General features: G+C 32.9%; 22 protein-coding genes. 13 read left to right on the plus strand and 9 right to left on the minus strand.

The genetic code is table 11. The annotated features are described in order from the left end of the window. Window positions 1-90: 90 nt before the first annotated feature. Both SJY43_RS04830 and SJY43_RS04835 read left to right on the plus strand, forming a co-directional pair. On the plus strand, window positions 91-966 hold the full coding sequence (locus SJY43_RS04830) for an AraC family transcriptional regulator (protein ID WP_396602715.1): 876 nt from the start codon (window positions 91-93) through the stop codon (window positions 964-966). 13 nt (window positions 967-979) lie between these two features. Further along, on the plus strand, window positions 980-1,153 hold the full coding sequence (locus SJY43_RS04835) for a hypothetical protein (RefSeq protein ID WP_396602716.1): 174 nt from the start codon (window positions 980-982) through the stop codon (window positions 1,151-1,153). Window positions 1,154-1,156: 3 nt separating this feature from the next. Here SJY43_RS04835 and SJY43_RS04840 read toward each other — a convergent pair whose 3' ends face one another. The 6 genes from SJY43_RS04840 to SJY43_RS04865 all read right to left on the minus strand — a co-directional run bounded on the left by SJY43_RS04840 (window position 1,157) and on the right by SJY43_RS04865 (window position 4,857). Beyond that, on the minus strand, window positions 1,157-1,819 hold the full coding sequence (locus SJY43_RS04840) for an HD domain-containing protein (protein WP_396602717.1): 663 nt from the start codon (window positions 1,817-1,819) through the stop codon (window positions 1,157-1,159). 5 nt (window positions 1,820-1,824) lie between these two features. Continuing rightward, window positions 1,825-2,163, minus strand: a complete 339-nt coding sequence (locus tag SJY43_RS04845) for a n-acetylglutamate synthase (RefSeq protein ID WP_396602718.1) — start codon at window positions 2,161-2,163, stop codon at window positions 1,825-1,827. 19 nt (window positions 2,164-2,182) lie between these two features. Next, window positions 2,183-3,181, minus strand: a complete 999-nt coding sequence (locus SJY43_RS04850; protein WP_396602719.1) for an acyl-ACP desaturase — start codon at window positions 3,179-3,181, stop codon at window positions 2,183-2,185. Between the two features lie 12 nt (window positions 3,182-3,193). Then, complete coding sequence (locus tag SJY43_RS04855) at window positions 3,194-3,931, minus strand: lysophospholipid acyltransferase family protein (protein ID WP_396602720.1); 738 nt, start codon at window positions 3,929-3,931, stop codon at window positions 3,194-3,196. A 25-nt stretch (window positions 3,932-3,956) separates the two neighbouring features. After that, window positions 3,957-4,346 carry a hypothetical protein gene (locus SJY43_RS04860; RefSeq protein ID WP_396602721.1) on the minus strand — a complete coding sequence of 130 codons (390 nt, stop codon included), beginning with the start codon at window positions 4,344-4,346 and terminating at the stop codon, window positions 3,957-3,959. 100 nt (window positions 4,347-4,446) lie between these two features. Then, a complete protein-coding gene (locus tag SJY43_RS04865; protein ID WP_396602722.1) occupies window positions 4,447-4,857 on the minus strand; it encodes a BrxA/BrxB family bacilliredoxin in 411 nt (136 codons plus the stop codon). Between the two features lie 316 nt (window positions 4,858-5,173). On the opposite strand from SJY43_RS04865, the gene SJY43_RS04870 reads away from it, so the two are divergent. Together SJY43_RS04870 and SJY43_RS04875 are read left to right on the plus strand one after the other, a co-directional pair. Further along, on the plus strand, window positions 5,174-5,950 hold the full coding sequence (locus SJY43_RS04870) for a TerB family tellurite resistance protein (protein WP_396602723.1): 777 nt from the start codon (window positions 5,174-5,176) through the stop codon (window positions 5,948-5,950). Between the two features lie 51 nt (window positions 5,951-6,001). Beyond that, the gene (locus SJY43_RS04875; RefSeq protein WP_396602724.1) at window positions 6,002-6,454 is read left to right on the plus strand and encodes a DUF1569 domain-containing protein; all 453 of its coding nucleotides are present in this window, start codon (window positions 6,002-6,004) and stop codon (window positions 6,452-6,454) included. Here the strand turns inward: SJY43_RS04875 and SJY43_RS04880 are convergent. Next, a complete protein-coding gene (locus SJY43_RS04880; RefSeq protein WP_396602725.1) occupies window positions 6,451-7,470 on the minus strand; it encodes an LD-carboxypeptidase in 1,020 nt (339 codons plus the stop codon). The two genes, SJY43_RS04875 and SJY43_RS04880, sit on opposite strands and share 4 nt — an antisense overlap. 72 nt (window positions 7,471-7,542) lie before the next feature. Here SJY43_RS04880 and metG point away from each other — a divergent pair, with 72 nt between their 5' ends. The 9 genes from metG (at window position 7,543) to SJY43_RS04925 (ending at window position 16,718) form a co-directional block, all read left to right on the plus strand. Beyond that, complete coding sequence (gene metG / locus SJY43_RS04885) at window positions 7,543-9,621, plus strand: methionine--tRNA ligase (protein WP_396602726.1); 2,079 nt, start codon at window positions 7,543-7,545, stop codon at window positions 9,619-9,621. Between the two features lie 23 nt (window positions 9,622-9,644). After that, window positions 9,645-10,532: a DUF488 family protein gene (locus SJY43_RS04890; protein WP_396602727.1), complete on the plus strand. Its 888-nt coding sequence runs from the start codon at window positions 9,645-9,647 to the stop codon at window positions 10,530-10,532. A gap of 1 nt (window position 10,533) precedes the next feature. Continuing rightward, the gene (locus tag SJY43_RS04895; RefSeq protein ID WP_396602728.1) at window positions 10,534-11,349 is read left to right on the plus strand and encodes a hypothetical protein; all 816 of its coding nucleotides are present in this window, start codon (window positions 10,534-10,536) and stop codon (window positions 11,347-11,349) included. Window positions 11,350-11,394: 45 nt separating this feature from the next. Continuing rightward, complete coding sequence (locus SJY43_RS04900) at window positions 11,395-12,237, plus strand: helix-turn-helix domain-containing protein (protein ID WP_396602729.1); 843 nt, start codon at window positions 11,395-11,397, stop codon at window positions 12,235-12,237. A 91-nt stretch (window positions 12,238-12,328) separates the two neighbouring features. Then, a complete protein-coding gene (locus SJY43_RS04905) occupies window positions 12,329-12,505 on the plus strand; it encodes a hypothetical protein (RefSeq protein ID WP_396602730.1) in 177 nt (58 codons plus the stop codon). A gap of 114 nt (window positions 12,506-12,619) precedes the next feature. Further along, a complete protein-coding gene (locus SJY43_RS04910) occupies window positions 12,620-13,168 on the plus strand; it encodes a carboxymuconolactone decarboxylase family protein (protein WP_396602731.1) in 549 nt (182 codons plus the stop codon). 61 nt (window positions 13,169-13,229) lie between these two features. Further along, window positions 13,230-13,616 carry a hypothetical protein gene (locus SJY43_RS04915; protein WP_396602732.1) on the plus strand — a complete coding sequence of 129 codons (387 nt, stop codon included), beginning with the start codon at window positions 13,230-13,232 and terminating at the stop codon, window positions 13,614-13,616. A 115-nt stretch (window positions 13,617-13,731) separates the two neighbouring features. Then, complete coding sequence (locus tag SJY43_RS04920) at window positions 13,732-14,250, plus strand: ferritin (protein WP_396602733.1); 519 nt, start codon at window positions 13,732-13,734, stop codon at window positions 14,248-14,250. Window positions 14,251-14,600: 350 nt separating this feature from the next. Continuing rightward, window positions 14,601-16,718, plus strand: a complete 2,118-nt coding sequence (locus SJY43_RS04925) for a Tex family protein (protein WP_396602734.1) — start codon at window positions 14,601-14,603, stop codon at window positions 16,716-16,718. 73 nt (window positions 16,719-16,791) lie between these two features. Here SJY43_RS04925 and SJY43_RS04930 read toward each other — a convergent pair whose 3' ends face one another. Together SJY43_RS04930 and SJY43_RS04935 are read right to left on the minus strand one after the other, a co-directional pair. Continuing rightward, on the minus strand, window positions 16,792-18,138 hold the full coding sequence (locus SJY43_RS04930) for an OmpP1/FadL family transporter (protein WP_396602735.1): 1,347 nt from the start codon (window positions 18,136-18,138) through the stop codon (window positions 16,792-16,794). A gap of 258 nt (window positions 18,139-18,396) precedes the next feature. After that, window positions 18,397-18,828: a TerB family tellurite resistance protein gene (locus SJY43_RS04935; protein ID WP_396602736.1), complete on the minus strand. Its 432-nt coding sequence runs from the start codon at window positions 18,826-18,828 to the stop codon at window positions 18,397-18,399. Between the last annotated feature and the right edge of the window lie 289 nt (window positions 18,829-19,117).

Consider the following 19,117-nt stretch of genomic DNA (forward strand, 5'->3'; position numbering starts at 1 on the left):
AATGTAAAGTTAATATAGCATACATTTAGGGTAATTAAATATACAATGTATGCATAATAAGTATTAAATTTGCTATAAATTAATCCAGTTATGATTAAAAAGAAACCTACTTTAGAAAAACTTACCCCGAGTTTTGGAAGTTCATTACTTGTAAGACAGCATGGAGAAAGTGCGGATAAAAATAATGCCTTTTGGCATTTCCATCCAGAATTAGAACTTGTTTATGTAAATAAAGGACAAGGTAAAACACATATTGGAAATCACTTGTCTTATTTTAATAATAGTCAACTTATATTAATAGGTGCTAATTTACCACATAATGGATTTTCAGATAGACTTACTGCTAATGGTACAGAAACTATTATTCAATTTAAATCTGATTTTTTAGGTGATGAATTCCTGAATATTCCTGAAATGTCGAATATAGTAGCTCTATTTGAGCGCGCTAAGAAAGGGATTCGTTTTCAAATTGATACCAAGAAAAAGATTGGACTTAAAATTGAAAAGCTTCTAGAACATGATGGTTTAAAACGGGTAATTAAATTCCTGGAAATTTTAAACTATTTAGCAAAGACAGATGATTATACCTTATTAAACGCCGATGGATTTGCTTTTGAAGCAGAAGCACAAGAAAGTGCCAAAATAGGTTCTGTATTTAAATATATTCGTGAGAATTTTGAACGCCATATAGCTTTAGATGAAATTGCAGATATAGTTAGTATGACGGTTCCTGCTTTTTGTAGATATTTTAAAAAAGCTACTGGTAAAACTTTTACGCAGGTAGTAAATGAATACCGTGTAGTGCATGCAACTAAGTTGTTAACTGAAAAGAGTGATATGAGTATCGCTGATGTTTGTTATGAATGTGGATTTAATAATTTTTCGCATTTTAATAAAGTATTTAACGATATAACAGGGAAGAGTGCTTCAAGTTATAGAAAAGAAATTATGCGTATTATACAGTAAGAATTAAAAAGCTATGGACGATAAAATCAATGAAGCAATAAAATATTATTTGCTGAAAAGAGAAGGCCTTATGAATTATTTTAATAATAACAATAATTTATCAGTTGAAGAGATTATTGAAAATGCCGAGGAGTTATCGATATTAGAATATAAAATTACTGCTTTACAGGTTGCTCTTGAGAATTAATAATCACTTTTTACCTTGCCATTCGCTATAAAATTGGTCTAAAAAACCTAACATATAAGTATGTCTTTCTTGGGCTATTTGCTTGCCCGTGTTAGTATTCATTTTATCTTTTAGCAACAATAATTTTTCGTAAAAATGATTTATGGTTGGTGCTGTAGCGGTTTTGTATTCTTCCTTGGTCATATTAAGATTGGGAGCAATTTCAGGATTATAAAGCGCTCTATTTTTAAACCCTCCATAATTAAAGCAACGTGCTATGCCAATGGCGCCAATGGCATCTAGTCTATCAGCATCTTGTACAACATCTAACTCAATCGATTTAAATTTATTAACACTATTACTTGCTAAGCTAGATTTAAAAGATATGTTCTCAATAATTTTTACAACATGCTCTATTGTTTTTGAATCTACATTTAGTTTAAATAGAAATTCTCGAGCTATTTTTGGCCCAATAGTTTCATCGCCATTATAGAACTTACTATCGGCTATATCGTGAAGTAGTGCGCCTAGTGCTACTACAAAATCATCAACAGATTCTGTTTTAGCTATTAAAAGGCTGTTTTTATAAACACGTTCTATGTGAAACCAATCGTGACCACCTTCAGCGTCAGCTAAAGTTTCTTTTACAAAGACTATAGTTTTATTGATAATGTCTTGAGAACTCATAATTATTATATTTCTGCTAGAACAGAAGTTCCTTTAGATTTATCTCCAGAAGTCCATTCCCAACTTTCATGAAGTGTTATTTTTCCGTTGGAGTCAATTTCCGGTTTAGAAACACAAACACCACTCATTAATTCATTGTTTTTATTGATTTGATGGTATCGCATATTAATAACACCATTATTATCAACCAAGCCAATTAAATGCCCTTCAATAATATTTTCACCTTTATAGGTTGAGGTTAAAATATTTCCGTTTTGTTTGTATACAAAAATAGTATCAGAAGTAGTTTCGCTATTTTCTGAACTTGAAATAGGTCTAAAACGTTTGTTATTATAATTTATCAATGATTAACGATAGCTATAATTACTTAATAATAGCAGGTTCTACCCATTTAAATTGAAACGAATTTTCAGGAATTTTCATGCGCTCAGATAAGCGATACATTCTAGAAGGCAGTTTCATTAAATAATCTCTAGCTTTTTCAGCTTCGTCATTTAATCCAGTAATGCTACCAATATCCCAACGATCAATTAATTTTTGTAGAATATCAACATAATCTGTTGATGTATAAACTCCAATACGTTGTGCTGTATATGAGAATTCTTCGAATGCAGTCCCTATGCTTTTACCAGATTCTCTTAAGAAGTGCGCTGGCATGGTGATTTTTTGTTTCATCATGTAATGAAAAGCCATCATCATTTGGCTAGGGTCTACTGTAAAAATACGCTCTACAAATTCAGAATAAGCATGGTGGTGGCGCATTTCATCACCAGCAATAATTTTACACATTTTAGATAAACGCTTGTTGCCTTTATCTTTTGCAATTTTTGCTACGCGATTATGCGAAATATATGTAGCTAATTCTTGAAAACTAGTATAAACAAAGTTTTTGTAAGGATCTCTGTCTGTTCCAATATCAAAACCATCAGCAATAAGATGTTGTGTGGTTTTTTCAATTTCCTTCATATTTACTCTTCCAGAAAGATATAAGTATTTATTAAGAACGTCTCCATGTCTATTTTCTTCTCCAGTCCATTGGCGCACCCATTTTCCCCAACCATTTTCACCATTTACTTGATCTACACCTTCAACATCCATTAACCAAGATTCGTATGTAGGTAAAGCTTCTTCAGTAATCATATCACCAACTAAAACAACCCAAAAATCATAAGGTAAATCTTTTGCAAGCTCTCTTATTTCTTTAACTTCTTCAAAAAAAGCATCATCAGTTGTTTCAGAATTTGGTAAAAAATCTGTTGGTTGCCAGATACTATCTATTGGAATTAAATATTTTTCCATTAATGCACTAACATCTTTTTCCAAAAACTGCATCACCTCTAATCTCTTATTTTTTAAAGACATCTTTTAACTTATTTAATGTTCAATATGGTTGGTTATAGTCGATTCTATAGTATCGATAAGCTCTTGCTTATTAACAAATATAGATAATTCTAGGGGTTTATGTACAGTAAACTTTATATGATTACCCAAACCCATTGGGAATTTCCCGTAACGAAGCATTTTCCATGAATTGTTAATGGTAACTGGAACGATTAACGCAGAAGGTACTTTTTTAAATAAAATTTCCAATCCTTTGGTTTGAAAAGATTTTGGTGTACCGTCTTTACTTCTAGTGCCTTCTGGAAAAATAACTGCAGCATATTTGTTTTTTTCAATATACTCGCCAAAATTCATAAGTGCAGGTAAGGACTGTCTAGGGTTTTTTCTGTCTATTAAAGCAGCACCGCCATGGCGCAAATTATAAGATACACTTGGTATACCTTTGCCTAGTTCTATTTTGCTAATAAATCTTGGATGTCGTTTTCGCATATACCAAGTTAACGGGTATATATCGTGTAAACTTTGGTGATTAGAAACAATTATTAAGGGGCGATCTGAATCTATTTTATGCGGGTTAATAAAAGAAAAACGTGTGCCTAAAAGATTAGCACATCGCATTAAACTAAATTGTAAAGCGAATACGCTTTTTTCGTGTGCTTTTGGTCCAAAAACATTAAAACATAGCCATTGTATTGGATGAAACACTAATAGTGTTAACCCAAAAAATAAAAAATAAATAAACGATATGGGATAAGACAAGACTTTTAACATGTCCCAAAAATAAATAAACTATGTATTAGTACACAGCAACACAGGTGTTATTTTCGCAATTTATCTCTACAGGTGGATCTGTAACAGTACAATTTGAAATAATTCCCCATTTGGTATTGAACGCGGCATGTTTTTGATTGAAATTTAAAACTAAGCTTTCTAATTTTTCAGTATCAATAGAAGTTGAATAAATTAAATATCCGGATGCGCCACCACAAGGTTTGCTACCAAAACCTATATATTTACATTCAAATTCTTCGTTGCAAATAGAAGTTTTGGCTAAAGTTTCAATTTTAAGTCTTAAAATTTCTAATTCTGCGCTTTCATCTTCTTGAGTAATATCATCTTCACATTGAAAAGCTAATAGGCTTAAACATATTGAAAATAAGAATGTTATAAAAGAAGTGTTTTTCATTAGAAGATTATTTCTTAATAGATGATGTTAAATTAAAAAGGTTGCGTTAAAGCATAAAAAAACCACGATTAGATCGTGGTTTAGTATATGTGTTTAATTTTTAGCAATGCTCGTTGTAAGCATCAACAAGGTTTTCTGCAATTAATTCTGCAGGACGTCCTTCAATATGATGACGCTCTAACATGTGTACCAATTCGCCATCTTTAAATAATGCCATACTAGGTGAACTTGGAGGAAACGGCACCATGTGCCCACGAGCAGCATCAACAGCTTCTCTATCAACTCCTGCAAAAACCGTTACTATATGATCTGGTTTTTTAGCGTTTTCTAAACTTATTCTTGCGCCTGGACGTGCATTTGCTGCTGCACAACCACAAACTGAATTTACTACAACAAGTGTTGTACCTTCTTTTGCTAAAGCAACATCAACAGCTTCAGCTGTATGTAATTCTTCAAAACCAACTTTGGTTAAATCCTCACGCATTGGTTTTACTAATTCTGCTGGATACATATTTTTAAATTTTAATTTTTCATATTAATAATGGTGCAAAGTTAATCAAAACCTTTGTAATAATTATTTGGACGTTCCCTTAAAACGCTTATGGCGTTATAAGGTCAGGCTATCCGCTATATCTTTCTGCGAAGCAGTCCCGAACCTGTTTCGGGATCTTTCAATCAATAAGCCTTTATTTTATTAGGAAATTATAGGTTTGAAACTTCGCATAAAGGATGCCGCTACTATCCTTAACGCATTACAATTGTAACAAAATCGTAAAAAATTCAACTAACAATAGTATATTTGAACGTATTAAAACAAAAAAAATTACATGAGTTTTTCAAAATGGATAGGCGCCTCTCTAGGTTGGTCGTTTGGCGGTCCCATTGGGGCAATAATTGGTTTAGCATTAGGAAGCGTTATAGATGCTATGGCAGATGGTAAGGATAACCCGCTTTTAGGAGAAAGACAAACCAGAAGAGGGCAAAGAACAACATACAGAACACAACCCAGACAACGCCCACAAACCCAATCGGGAGATTTTGAAGTGAGTTTACTCGTTCTAGCCTCGGTTGTAATTAAAGCCGATGGAAAACAAGACCAAAGCGAATTAGATTTTGTGCGCCAACAGTTTTTAAACATGTATGGTAAGGAACGTGCAAACCAAGCTTTTAAATTGTTTAAAAATATAAGTAAGCAAAATGTATCATTAAGGCCTGTATGTTTGCAAATTCGCCAAATGATGGATCATCCATCGCGTTTACAACTGATGCACTTTTTATTCGGAATCGCAAAAGCAGATGGTACTGTAACCCAAGATGAGGTTAAACAAATTTATACTATTGCTGGTTATTTGGGCATAAGCTCTAGAGATTACGAAAGTATTAAGGCCATGTTTTATAACAGTAGTGATAATGCATATAAAGTATTAGAAATTACTAAAAGTGCTACGGTAGACCAAATTAAAAAAGCCTACCGAAAAATGGCTAAAAAATACCATCCAGATAAAGTAATACACTTAGGAAAAGAGCACCAAAAAGGTGCTGAAGAAAAGTTTAGACAAGTACAAGCGGCTTATGAGCAGATTCAGAAGGAGCGAGGGTTTTAAATAAAATTTATAAATTGCAGTATATTTTTTTAACAAACCAACCTAAAAGTCATGAAAAATATCTTCGATGCTAAAGAAACTGAAGCTGTAATAGAAAGAATTAACAACCTTTCGCCAACAGCACAACCGTTATGGGGAAAAATGAGCGCAGACCAAATGTTAGCGCATTGCAATGTTACCTACGAAATGGCTTTTGAAGATAAGCATGCAAAACCAAATGGCTTTACAAAATTAATGCTAAAGCTATTTGTAAAAAACGCAGTTGTAAGCGATAAACCGTATAAAAAAAATAGCAGAACAGCACCACAATTTATAATTGCAGATGCTAAAAACTTTGTTGAAGAAAAAGCCAGATTAACGGATTATATAAAAAAGACACAAAGTTTAGGTGAAAATCATTTTGATGGGAAAGAATCTCATTCTTTTGGAGCACTAACGAAACAAGAATGGAATAACATGTTTTATAAACATTTAGACCATCACCTTAATCAATTTGGAGTTTAGTTTCCAAAAATAATTTCAGATGCTGTTTTGTTAACCGTTAACTTAATAGTTCTTCCTAAAATTAAAGCTCTATTGTCTGGTTCATGACCAGCAGGCATATTAAAAGCAATAGGGAAACCGTAATCGCCTAAAGCATCAATTATAAGTTGCTCAACAGAGGTTCCCCAAAGGGTTGTATTTGTTCGCATTTTACTCATGCCACCAACTATTACACCGTTGCAATTATCAAAATAACCAGCGCGTTTTAAGCTTTGTAGCATGCGGTCTATATGGTATTTATATTCACCAATTTCTTCAATAAATAATATTTTTCCAGAAGTATTAATACTAGTTTTAGATCCCAACATCGTGTGTAACATGGTTAAATTACCACCAACCAATTGTCCTGAGGTTGTTCCAGTCTTGTTGAATTCAGAACCTTTTAAAGTGTAATCTAATGGCTTCCCGAAAATGGTATTTTTGAAGGTTGAAATACTGGCTTCAATTTCAGATTCATCTTTTGGTAAGCTTATGCACATTATGGCATGTAAACTTTCAATACCTTCGTTATGTATTTGGTTATGAAGTGCTGTAATATCAGAATATCCAATCACCCATTTAGGATTTTCTTTAAATTTCGAAAAGTCCAATTTGTCTAATATTCTAACGGTGCCATAACCTCCACGGGCACACCAGATGGCACTAATTTTAGGGTTGTCTAAAGCATTTTGAAAATCTTCACAACGTTCATCATCCGTTCCTGCAAAATGATCAGCATTATTAAATACATGTTTGCCAATAATTGAATGCAGCCCCCAACTTTTTAAAAGTGCTTGAGCTTGTTTAACCTCGTCTGTTCTATTTTTTAATATTCCAGATGGCGCAACAATAGCAACCGTATCGCCTGCTTTTAAGTATGGTGGTTGTTTCAAAGTATTGTTTTGTTTTTCAGTAGTTATATTTTGTGATGCTAATGTTTCTATTCCAAAGAAAAAAACAAAACAAAATAAGCTTAAAATTAGTAGATTTTTCGACATAATGTAAATGTACATTTTTTTTCTAAATAGCACGCAAATTGTGTACTTTTACGCCTTCAAAAAGACATTACTATGCCGAAAAGATATACAATTACTACTGCACTTCCTTATACAAACGGACCAATACATATTGGGCATTTAGCTGGGGTTTACGTGCCCGCAGATATTTATGCGCGTTATTTACGTTTAACAGGAAACGATGTTATTTTAATTGGAGGAAGCGATGAGCATGGTGTACCTATTACCATTAAAGCTAAAAACGAAGGGGTTTCGCCTCAAGATATCGTTGATAAATATCATGCGATTATCAAAAAATCGTTTGAAGACTTCGGAATTACGTATGATAATTATTCAAGAACATCGGCACCAATTCATCATGAAACGGCTTCAGAGTTTTTTAAAACGTTAGATAAAAAGGGTGAGTTTATTGAAGAAACTTCAGAGCAGTTGTATGATGCCGAAGCCAATCAATTTTTAGCAGATCGTTTTGTTATAGGAACCTGTCCAAAATGTGGTAATGAAGAAAGTTATGGCGACCAATGTGAAAACTGTGGAACCAGTCATAATGCTACGGATTTAATTAATCCAAAATCGGCAATAACAGGAAATGTACCTACTTTAAAAGAAACAAAACATTGGTTTTTACCTTTAGATAAACACGAAGCGTTTTTAAAAGAATGGATTTTAGAAGGTCATAAAAAAGACTGGAAACCTAATGTTTACGGGCAATGTAAATCTTGGATTGATGATGGCTTACGCCCACGTGCAGTAACCAGAGATTTAGATTGGGGAATTCCAGTACCAGCAGAAGGTGGCGAAGGCAAAGTGCTTTACGTTTGGTTTGATGCGCCTATTGGATATATTTCGTCAACAAAAGAATGGGCACAACGCGAAGGAAAAGATTGGGAACCCTATTGGAAAGATGAAGACACTAAACTAGTCCATTTTATAGGAAAAGATAATATTGTTTTCCATTGTATTATTTTTCCAGCGATGCTAAAAGCAGAAGGTAGTTATATTTTACCCGATAATGTACCTGCTAACGAGTTCCTAAATTTAGAAGGCAATAAACTATCAACTTCTAAAAATTGGGCAGTTTGGCTACATGAATATTTGGAAGAGTTTCCTGGACAACAAGATGTGTTGCGTTATGCCTTAAATGCCAATGCACCAGAAACGAAGGACAACGATTTTACCTGGAAAGATTTTCAAGCAAGAAACAACAACGAGTTGGTGGCTATATTCGGTAACTTTATTAACCGTGTAGTGGTTTTAACTAACAAGTATTACGAAGGTATTGTTCCAGAACCTTCAGAATTTGATAAAGTAGATGAAGAAACTTTAGCAGCTATAAAAGCATATCCAGATGTTATTGCTAGTTCTATAGAGCGTTACCGTTTTAGAGAAGCCGGACAAGAACTTATGAATTTGGCACGACTAGGAAATAAATATCTAGCTGACGCTGAGCCTTGGAAAATGATTAAAGTAGACGAAGCCCGAACAAAAACGATTATGTATGTAGCGCTTCAAATAGCATCTGCATTAGCAACTTTAAGCGAGCCGTTTTTACCGTTTACGTCTACAAAACTTAAAAATATATTGAATGTCAGTTCGAGTGATTCGACGCAGGAGAATAGTATCGAGAACTCATGGAACGAGATTAAAACTAAAGAAACCTTACTGCCAGCAAATCATAAAATAGGTAAAGCAGAATTATTATTCTCTAAAATAGAAGATGAAACCATTCAATTTCAACTAGATAAATTGGCAGCCAGCAAGAAAGCTAACGAGATTGCAAATACTACTGTAGAACCGCAAAAAGACACGATTACTTTCGAAGATTTCACAAAACTAGATATTCGTGTTGGAACCATTTTAGAAGCTGAAAAAATGCCAAAAACTAAAAAGCTTTTAAAGCTTAAAGTCGATACAGGTATTGATACAAGAACCATTGTTTCTGGTATTGCTGAAAGTTTTACTGCAGAAGAAGTAGTTGGTAAACAGGTAACCGTATTAGTAAATCTAGCACCAAGAGCGTTACGCGGCGTTGAAAGTGAAGGCATGATTCTAATGACGGAGACTCCAGAAGGTAAATTGGTGTTTGTTAATCCAGATGATGCTAAGGTTGGAAATGGGTTACAGGTGAGTTAGTGAATTTTTTTTATCTTTGAGTTATGTATTATAGAAGAAAAGTTGCTTTGTCTTTACTGCAAGTATTTGATAATGAATTGGATAAAATCCAAATTCAGAAATTACTTTTTCTATATAGCAGATATAAAACTAAGAAAAAAACTTACGATTTTGTCCCATATAAGTTTGGATGCTTTTCATTTCAAGCCAATGCTGACTTAAATACACTTAGGAAATATGGAATTGTTTCTGAGTCTTCAAAATCTTGGAAAAAATTAGATAAAACAAATTATCTAGCTCAATTGTATAAAGAGGATAAAAAAATCGTGTCAGATTTTGGTGTTATATATAAAAATAAAACGAATGATGACCTAATAAGTTTGACTTATAAAAGATATCCCTATTATGCAATTAATAGTACTATTGCAGATAAGTATCTTTCTGAAAATGAATTTGACAATTTGAATAATTATAGGTCTTTTGAAGATGAAATAACTTTATTTACTTTAGGTTATGAAGGGATTTCGCTTGAATATTATTTAAACAAGCTTATTAAGAATAATATAAAACTTTTGTGTGATGTAAGAAAGAATGCATTAAGTATGAAGTATGGTTTTAGTAAAAGCCAACTTAAAAATGCATGTGAAGGAGTTGGAATAAAATACCTTCATATTCCAGAGGTTGGGATTACTTCAGATAAAAGACAAGAATTGAATTCTCAAGAAGACTATGACAGATTGTTCAGAGAATATGTTGCCAATAATTTATCTCAAACTGTTCAATGTCAAAAAGAGATTCTCTCATTATTAAAGGAGCATAAGAGAATTGCACTAACTTGTTTTGAAGCTGATAAATGCCAATGTCATAGAACACATTTAGCCTATGCCATTTCTAATCTTAAAGAGTTTGAGTACGAGGTAGAACATTTATAATATGGCGCTAAAGAAAGTCTTGATTACTGTAACAACCTATCCACTCCCTTCTAGAAGTTATGATGAGTTAGTTTGTACTGCTGGAATTTTAGATGATGGATCATGGATAAGAATTTATCCAGTTCCTTTAAGTTTTCTCAAAGATTTAAAAAAAGGAACAGGATTCAAAAAGTATACTTGGGTTGAACTAGATTTGAAAAAGAGAACTGATGATTTTAGACCAGAAAGTCACTCTCCTAATAATTACAAAATTAAAATATTTGATACTTTAGATACCAAAGATTTTTGGAGGGAAAGAAAACGATTTTGTATTAACAATTTTTATACAAATAAGGCGAAATTAATTCAAGATTCTCAGAAGCCAACAAACATTTCTTTAGCAACTTTTAAACCTTCTAAAATAATTGACTTTGTTGTTGAAGAAGACGATAAAGAATGGAAAGATGAATGGAAGGAATTACGGAAGCAAACCGATTTATTTGCAGAAATAGAAAGTGATCCTGAAAAACTAATTCCAAAAGTTCCTTTTAAATTTTATTATATTTTTGAAGATGATGAGGGTGTCTCAAGTAGGTTAATGATTGAAGATTGGGAAATATTTGAACTTTATAAAAACTGTTTTAAGAGAACTAAGAATGAGAAACAGGCTGTTGATTTAGTTAAAAAGAAATATTTTGACATATTTACAACAAAGAATGATATATATCTTTTTTTAGGAACTACTATGGAGTGGCACAGAAGAAGATCTCCTAATCCTTTTGTAATAATAGGGGTTTTTTATCCATTAATTCAAGACCAGTTAAGTCTTGATTTATAAAAACTCAATTTTGTAATGTTTTAAATATATCCCGACTTATGAAACATGCAAAAAACATTCACAGAGTTTTCCACCAATGCCATTTTAAAAATAGGAGATGAAACTCTTCTAGAACCTTATAAAACAGCAACACAACCTAACTTATATACTTTTATAAGAACCAATAATTCTAGAGCCGAAATAGTTGTAGATAGTATTCCATACACTATCGAGCCAAACAGTATTCTAGCATTAACCGTTGTTCAATATTTTCAATTTATTTCTGGTAAAGATTTAGTGGTGTATCAATTTAACAGCGAGTTTTATTGCATAAAAGACCATGATCAAGAAGTAAGTTGTGCTGGTTTATTGTTTTTTGGTAACGTACACATTCCTATAATGGAATTAAATTCCGACGAAAGTCGAAAGTTTAAAGTTTTACATGAGGTGTTTTTAGATGAGTTTGAAACTAAAGACACCATTCAAGCCGAAATGTTGCGCATGCTTATGGCACGTTTCATTATTATTAGTACACGTTTGTTAAAATCTAAAGAAGGCTTTGTAGAAACCGCTAAAAACACCAAAATAGATTTGCTGCGCGAGTTTAATATGTTGGTGGAGTCTCATTTTAAAATGGAACATAGTGTGTCCTTTTATGCCGATAAACTCTTTAAATCTCCAAAAACCTTATCAAATACATTTGCTAAATTAAATACGAGTCCGCTTCAAATTATACACGAACGTATTATACTAGAAGCAAAGCGACTTTTAATCTACACCGATAAAACAGCTAAGGAGATAGCATACGAAGTTGGTTTTGAAGATGCTTCTCATTTAAGTAGATTATTCAAAAAACACACCCAATTATCACCTTCAGACTTTAAAAAACAGCTTCAAAAAGCATATTAGGGAAAAATTGACAAGCCCTAAGGAAATCTAACCCTGTTTTACCCTTTTCTTTTCATGCATCTTTGTACCGAACAAATAAAACAACAAAGTCATGAATTTAAAACACATATCAGTATTCAATTTAATTGAAATATTCAGAGGGAAAAGAAGAGAGGTGTTAAATACAATCTCACCAAAAACACATTGCGAACAAAATCATATTTCAGATTTTTATTGTGATGCTGAAAGGCCTTATGTCGTAACCAATTCAATAGCTTCAAACTTATAAAGGGAAGAATTGACATCTTAAAAGGAAATCCTTACATGGTGAAACTTCTATAACAGTTGCACCTTTGTACCAACAATTATTAATAACAAAATTCAAAATAAAATATTTAAAATTATGAGTGCATTTAATATACCAACAAGAGAAGAAGTAAGCGAAAACAATCAAGCTATTTTCGATAATTTACAAAAAGCATTAGGGTTCGTACCTAATTTATACGCAACTTATGCTAATAGCGATACAGCTTTAGAGAATTATTTAAATTTTGCTAATGCGAAAACATCGTTATCTGCTAAAGAAAAAGAAGTTGTGAATTTAGCGGTAAGCGAAGTAAACCAATGTATTTATTGTTTGTCTGCGCATACTGCAATTGGAAAAATGAATGGATTTTCAGAAGCCCAAATTCTAGAATTAAGAGCTGGTCGAGCATCTTTCGATAATAAATTAGACGCTTTAGCAAAATTAGCTAAAAACGTTACAGAAAACAGAGGTAGAACAGATGTAGATGTATTAGAGAACTTTTTTAGCGCAGGTTATACAAAAGGGAATTTAATAGACACTATTTCTTTAGTAGGCGATAAAACTATTTCTAATTATATACATAGTACAACTCAAGTTCCAGTAGATTTTCCAGTAGCAGAACCTTTGGAAGCAGCAACAGTATAATCAATAATAAGTAATAATCAAATTAATAAACCTGAGCATAAAGCTCACAAAATTTTTAAAAATGAAAAAAGTAGTATCAATTTTAGTAATCGTATTAGCATTCACATTCAACTCAAATGCACAAGATAAGATGATGAATAAAGCAGTAAAAACAATTGCTTTAGAACAAACAAAAGGTGAGTTTACTGAAAAAGGATTAACGGTTAGCCCAGGAACTTACGTGTTTGAAATATCAAATAACCACGCTGCAGAAAAAGTAGGGTTAGTGTTAGTGAAAAAAGGGGATGATCCAAGTAAACCAGAAAACCATATTAAAACAGCTTATGTAACAACAGCAGTTGCAGATGGTAAAACTGAAAAGTCGAACCCTACAACATTAACAACAGGTGAATATTTGTACTTCTGTCCATTAAATCCAACACCACAATATACGTTAACAGTAGAATAAGTTTTAGATTGATTAATAGTAAATAAAGGTTATTCTTTTAAAGGATGACCTTTTTTTGTTCTAGTATTTTGAAAGCCACAATGTAAATATGTAACTTTACATAAAACCAAATATTATGTTATCAAAAAATATAGAAAGCGCATTAAATAATCAAATAAAAATTGAAGCAGAATCTTCTCAAATATATTTGGCTATGGCATGTTGGGCTGAGGTTAAAGGTTTAGAAGGTGTAGCAAACTTTATGTATGCACAATCTGATGAAGAACGCGAACATATGTTAAAGCTAGTAAAGTTTGTAAACGAACGTGGTGGCCATGCAAAAGTTTCGCAGTTAGCTGAGCCTAACGTTTCTTTTAAATCGATTAAAGAAATGTTCGAAAAACTATTTGAACATGAAGTATTTGTATCGCAAAGTATTAATGAATTGGTTCATATCAGCCTGGAAGAAAAAGACTATGCTTCACACAACTTTTTGCAATGGTATGTTGCTGAACAAATAGAAGAAGAAGCTGTGGCACGAACCATTCTTGACAAGATTAATATGATTGGTGACGATAAAGGTGGTTTGTATTTATTCGATAGAGATATAGAAAATTTAACGGTTACAACTCAAGCAACTAATACACCAGAATAATTTAACACTTAAGCTTATTTAGATTTAATAAAAATAATTTATTTTTGCCAAAGGTTTGATTATTACACTTTGGCTGTGGGTAAAAAGAAGAAAAAGAAAGCAATTAAAAAATTACGAAAATTAGGTGTTGATCTGCCTAAAAAGGTAAAAACTAGTTGCTGTAAAAAATTTAAAAAAGACGAGAACAAGCGTTGTAAAAAATGTCCTTGTTTCGATTTGATTAAAAAGGTAGCTTAGCATTTAGAACTATAGAATAAAGTCCTGTTTAGTTTTTAAAACTAGACAGGACTTTTTAGTTAAAATCAATAAAAAATTCTTTAGTTTCGTTGTAATTAAGTTCATAAAAAAGCATGATAAAATATATAATTGCCCAAACCAAACTTCCAGAACAATCAGTTAAAAATACGGTAGAGTTATTAAATGAAGACTGTACAATTCCTTTTATTTCGCGTTACAGAAAGGAACGTACCGGAAATCTAGATGAGGTTCAAATTGGCGATATAGTAAAATATAAAGAAGCATTTGAAGCTCTAGAAAAACGAAAAAAAGCCATCTTAAAAGCTTTAGAAGAACAAGACGTTTTAACGACCGAATTAAAACAAAAAATTGAAGCGACTCAAGATGTAACAACACTTGAAGATCTATACTTGCCTTTTAAGAAAAGTCGAAAAACTAAGGCCGAGAAAGCAAGGCAGAATAGCTTAGAGCCGTTGGCAAAAATTATAATGAGCCAGAATGCAAATGATGTCGAGTCTATGGCGTTTAAATATGTAAAAGACGATGTCAATTCGGTTGAAGAGGCTTTAAAAGGCGCCAGACATATTATAGCCGAATGGATTAATGAACGCACCGATATTCGTAATAATATCCGACGCCAGTTAGAGCGTTACGCAATGATTTCCACGAAAGTGATAAAAACAAAAGCCAACGATGAAAACGCTCAGAAATTCAGGGATTATTTCGATTGGGAAGAAAGCTTAAGCCGTATTCCATCACATAGGTTATTGGCCATTTTAAGGGCCGAAAAAGAAGGTTTTATTCGAGTAAAAATAGAAATTGATAACGACCGTGCTTTAGATAATATAGAACGCCGAATTATTAAAAGTAATAATGCTTGCGCGGAACAAATAGACACGGCTATTAAAGATGCGTACAAACGCTTGTTGTTTCCATCATTAAGCAACGAAGCCTTACAGGTAGCAAAAGATAAAGCCGATGAATCTGCCATAAGTGTATTTGCTAAAAATTTAAAACAACTGTTGTTGGGCTCGCCATTAGGTGAAAAACGTGTTTTGGCTATCGATCCAGGCTTTAGAACAGGTTGTAAAGTAGTGTGTTTAGATGCCCAAGGACAATTAAAATATAACGAAACTATATATCCGCATCCACCAAAAAGCGATAGTGTTGGTGCTATGAAAAAAATAAGTTCGCTTTGCGAGGCGCATAAAATTGAAGCCATTGCTATTGGAAACGGAACCGCATCGCGAGAAACCGAAGCTTTAATTAGAAAAGTACATTTTAAAAACGATGTGCAAGTATTTGTGGTAAGCGAAGCTGGGGCAAGTATTTATTCGGCATCAAAAATAGCAAGAGAAGAATTTCCAGATTATGATGTTACGGTTCGTGGTTCGGTATCTATTGGGCGCCGTTTACAAGACCCATTGGCCGAACTGGTTAAAATTGATGCAAAATCAATAGGCGTGGGGCAATATCAACACGATGTAGATCAAACCAAATTACAAAAACAATTGGATGTTGTTGTAGAAAATTGCGTTAATGCTGTTGGTGTAAATATAAATACAGCAAGTAAACCTTTGTTGAGTTCTGTTTCTGGAATTGGACCAAAATTGGCTGAAAATATTTTCAATTACAGAAACGAAAACGGTGTTTTTAAATCTAGAAAAGACATTAAAAACGTACCACGCTTAGGCGGAAAAGCGTTTGAGCAAGGTGCTGCTTTTTTAAGAATTAAAGATGCCAAAAATCCTTTGGATGACTCTGCAGTTCATCCAGAAAGTTACACTATCGTAACAAAAATGGCAAAAGACATAGGGAAATCTGTTCAAGATTTAATTGGGAACGCAGATTTACTTAAAAAGCTAAATTTAAAACAATATTGTACAGAATCCGTTGGTCTGTTAACACTAGAAGATATTATTAAAGAACTTGAAAAACCAGGTTTAGATATTCGTGAGCAAGCCAAAGTGTTCACATTTAATCAAAATATAAAAAGTATTAACGATTTAAAGGAAGGTCAATTGCTGCCAGGAATCGTCAACAATATTACCAATTTTGGCTGTTTTGTAGATGTTGGAATAAAAGAAAGCGGACTTATTCACGTTTCAAACTTATCTGATAGTTTTGTAAAAGATGTTAATGAGCATGTAAGCCTTCATCAACAAATTATTGTAAAGGTATTGGAGGTTGATGTTCCGCGAAAGCGTATTCAATTAAAATTGCATAAATAAAAAAATGCGAACTCTAGAGTTCGCATTTTTCATTTAATATTAAACCTCTATTCAATAAAGACTAGGCTATTTTTTATTTTAAAAATTTATAGCTAACTCCAAATTGAATCATTGATGTTGTCATCTCATAAGATACACTCGATCCTGGAATAGCGCCTAAAGGATTGCTAGGAGAAATTGCGAGAGGAGAAAGTAGTTGACCTTCTGTTGCGCCATTACTATCACCATAATGATAAACAGCATCAATTTTCCAAGTGTCATTAACTTCGTAACTCAATCCAAATTGGTAAGCATTTTTAATTACCGCTGTAGCAGGAATATTAAAAAACGTTACTTCTTCAGGAATTGGGTTAGAACTATAAGTATAACCAAAACGTAAAGGTAATTTTTTAATTCCTTTATACTGAAGACCTGCAGATAGAATAGAAATGTTTTCCCATCCAAACCCAGCAACTGATGCTGTTTGAGTCCATCCTGTTTCAGAGAATCCGTCGGTGTTTTCATAATCTACTCTTCTAAAATCTAAAGCTAAATCAAATTGTCCTGTTGAATATCCTAATCCAAGAGAAAAAATGGCAGGATAATCCATTTGGAATGTATTTTTAGCTGAAGAATTATCTGGATAAGTATTTTCAAATTCAAATTCACTAAATTTTTGAGCCGTTTTATAAGAAGCCCCTAGTTTTAAACCCAAACCTGAATCATAGAATAATCCAAATTGAGCACCAAAACCAATAGCTGTAGCCTTATCTGTTGTAGGGTATCCAAATCCATTTGGATTTGCAGTTGGGTTAGGTGCTAGCTCTAAAGCAGCGTAGTTTATATTAGGTTGTACACCAATTGAGAATTTATCTGAAATCTCATAAGCATAAGATAAACCTACTTGTAATAGCATATAATCTGATTCTATATGCCCAAAACCACCAGCATTTTGTGGAAAATTAATTGGGTTGGAATTTTCGGCAGGGTTGTAATCAGTATTAAAGTTACCCATCATATCTTGAGGGTAATTTGTGTTTTCTGGAAAGGTTACCCCAAATCCGCTAATACCAAAGGCAGATGCACCAAAAGTATGTTTGCTACCTTCTTTACCCCAAACCATAGCAATAGCTGGCATAGGCGACATACCTCTATCGTCTTCAGTATATCCTCCAAAAGGTCCCATTGATGTTGGAACTGAAGAGAATAATTCAGGTGATGAAAAGAATAACCCAACATCTAGCTTTATAATTTTGTCATCAAAAGCAGAAATTGAAGCAGGATTCCATTGTATCGCCCCAGAGATATCAAGTGGTTGTGCTGTCGAGGCACCACCCATAGACATGTTAACAGCTCCAACGCCTTGCATGATATGACCTGCTTGAGCCAAAACTGATACGGAGAATAGTAAAAATAACGAACGTAAAATAGTTTTTTTCATAACCGAATTGTTTTGAAGAATTCAGAAAAGTTTAATTAGAGTTGAATTCTTATAGTTTATGTTTAGTTTGTTAAAGTTACATTTAGAATAGTCACTTATCTATGACTTTTGTCATCTCTTAATTTTTAAACCTGAGATGGTGCTTGAACTAACCAAAATGTAATCCTACATTAAACTACGTTATTTTAATTTTAAAACAGATAAAAAAAAATGCGAACTAACAAGTTCGCATTTTTATATAATTTAATACAGATAACTCTATCTGTTCATATTCTTTATTTGGTCAACAAAATCATCTAAATCAGCACCATTATGTACTAAGGTCATAGCTTTGTCAATAATGTATTTTACGTTTACTGCATGAAAACCAAGTCCCACAGCAATCTTCTTTAAAAGCGAAAGTTCAGAGTCACCTTGAATATTATCTACATGTACCATACGCGCTAAATCGTACAAACGCTCTAAACGTAAATCGTAAGATACTGGTGGATTTATTGGGTGCGAATTATAATTTTCTAAAATAGATTTATAATCGCCCTCACCAATCTCTAATCTGTGAGCTAAACGATCTAAAAACGCTTGTTCTTCTGGGGTAATAATTCCATCATCCATAGCCACACGAACTATCGAAGCAAAATGGCTTTCATTACGTTTTTTAAAACCACTATCAAATAAATCTGAAAACGACATATATTCTTTTTTTAAAGTGTTGCAAACCTACATATTTTTTTTAAGATTTTAAACCGAAACAGTATTTTTTTAGGCGCCTGCCGGCACGCAGGTTACCGCAAGGGCCAGGCTTTCCTTTACAAGTCCTCGCTCCGTTCCTCCGCTGTGGGCTTTTATTCGTGCGTTTCTATTTTTTATTAAAGAATTCATGAACATAAATGTTTCTCTGCAATCCCTAACGCGAGTAAGTAACTCCAAACTAACATTGTAAAAATTTCAGGAATTTGTAATTAAAAAACAAACAAAATAA

It is taken from the genome of Algibacter sp. R77976, assembly GCF_044594645.1.
GTDB lineage: Bacteria > Bacteroidota > Bacteroidia > Flavobacteriales > Flavobacteriaceae > Algibacter_B.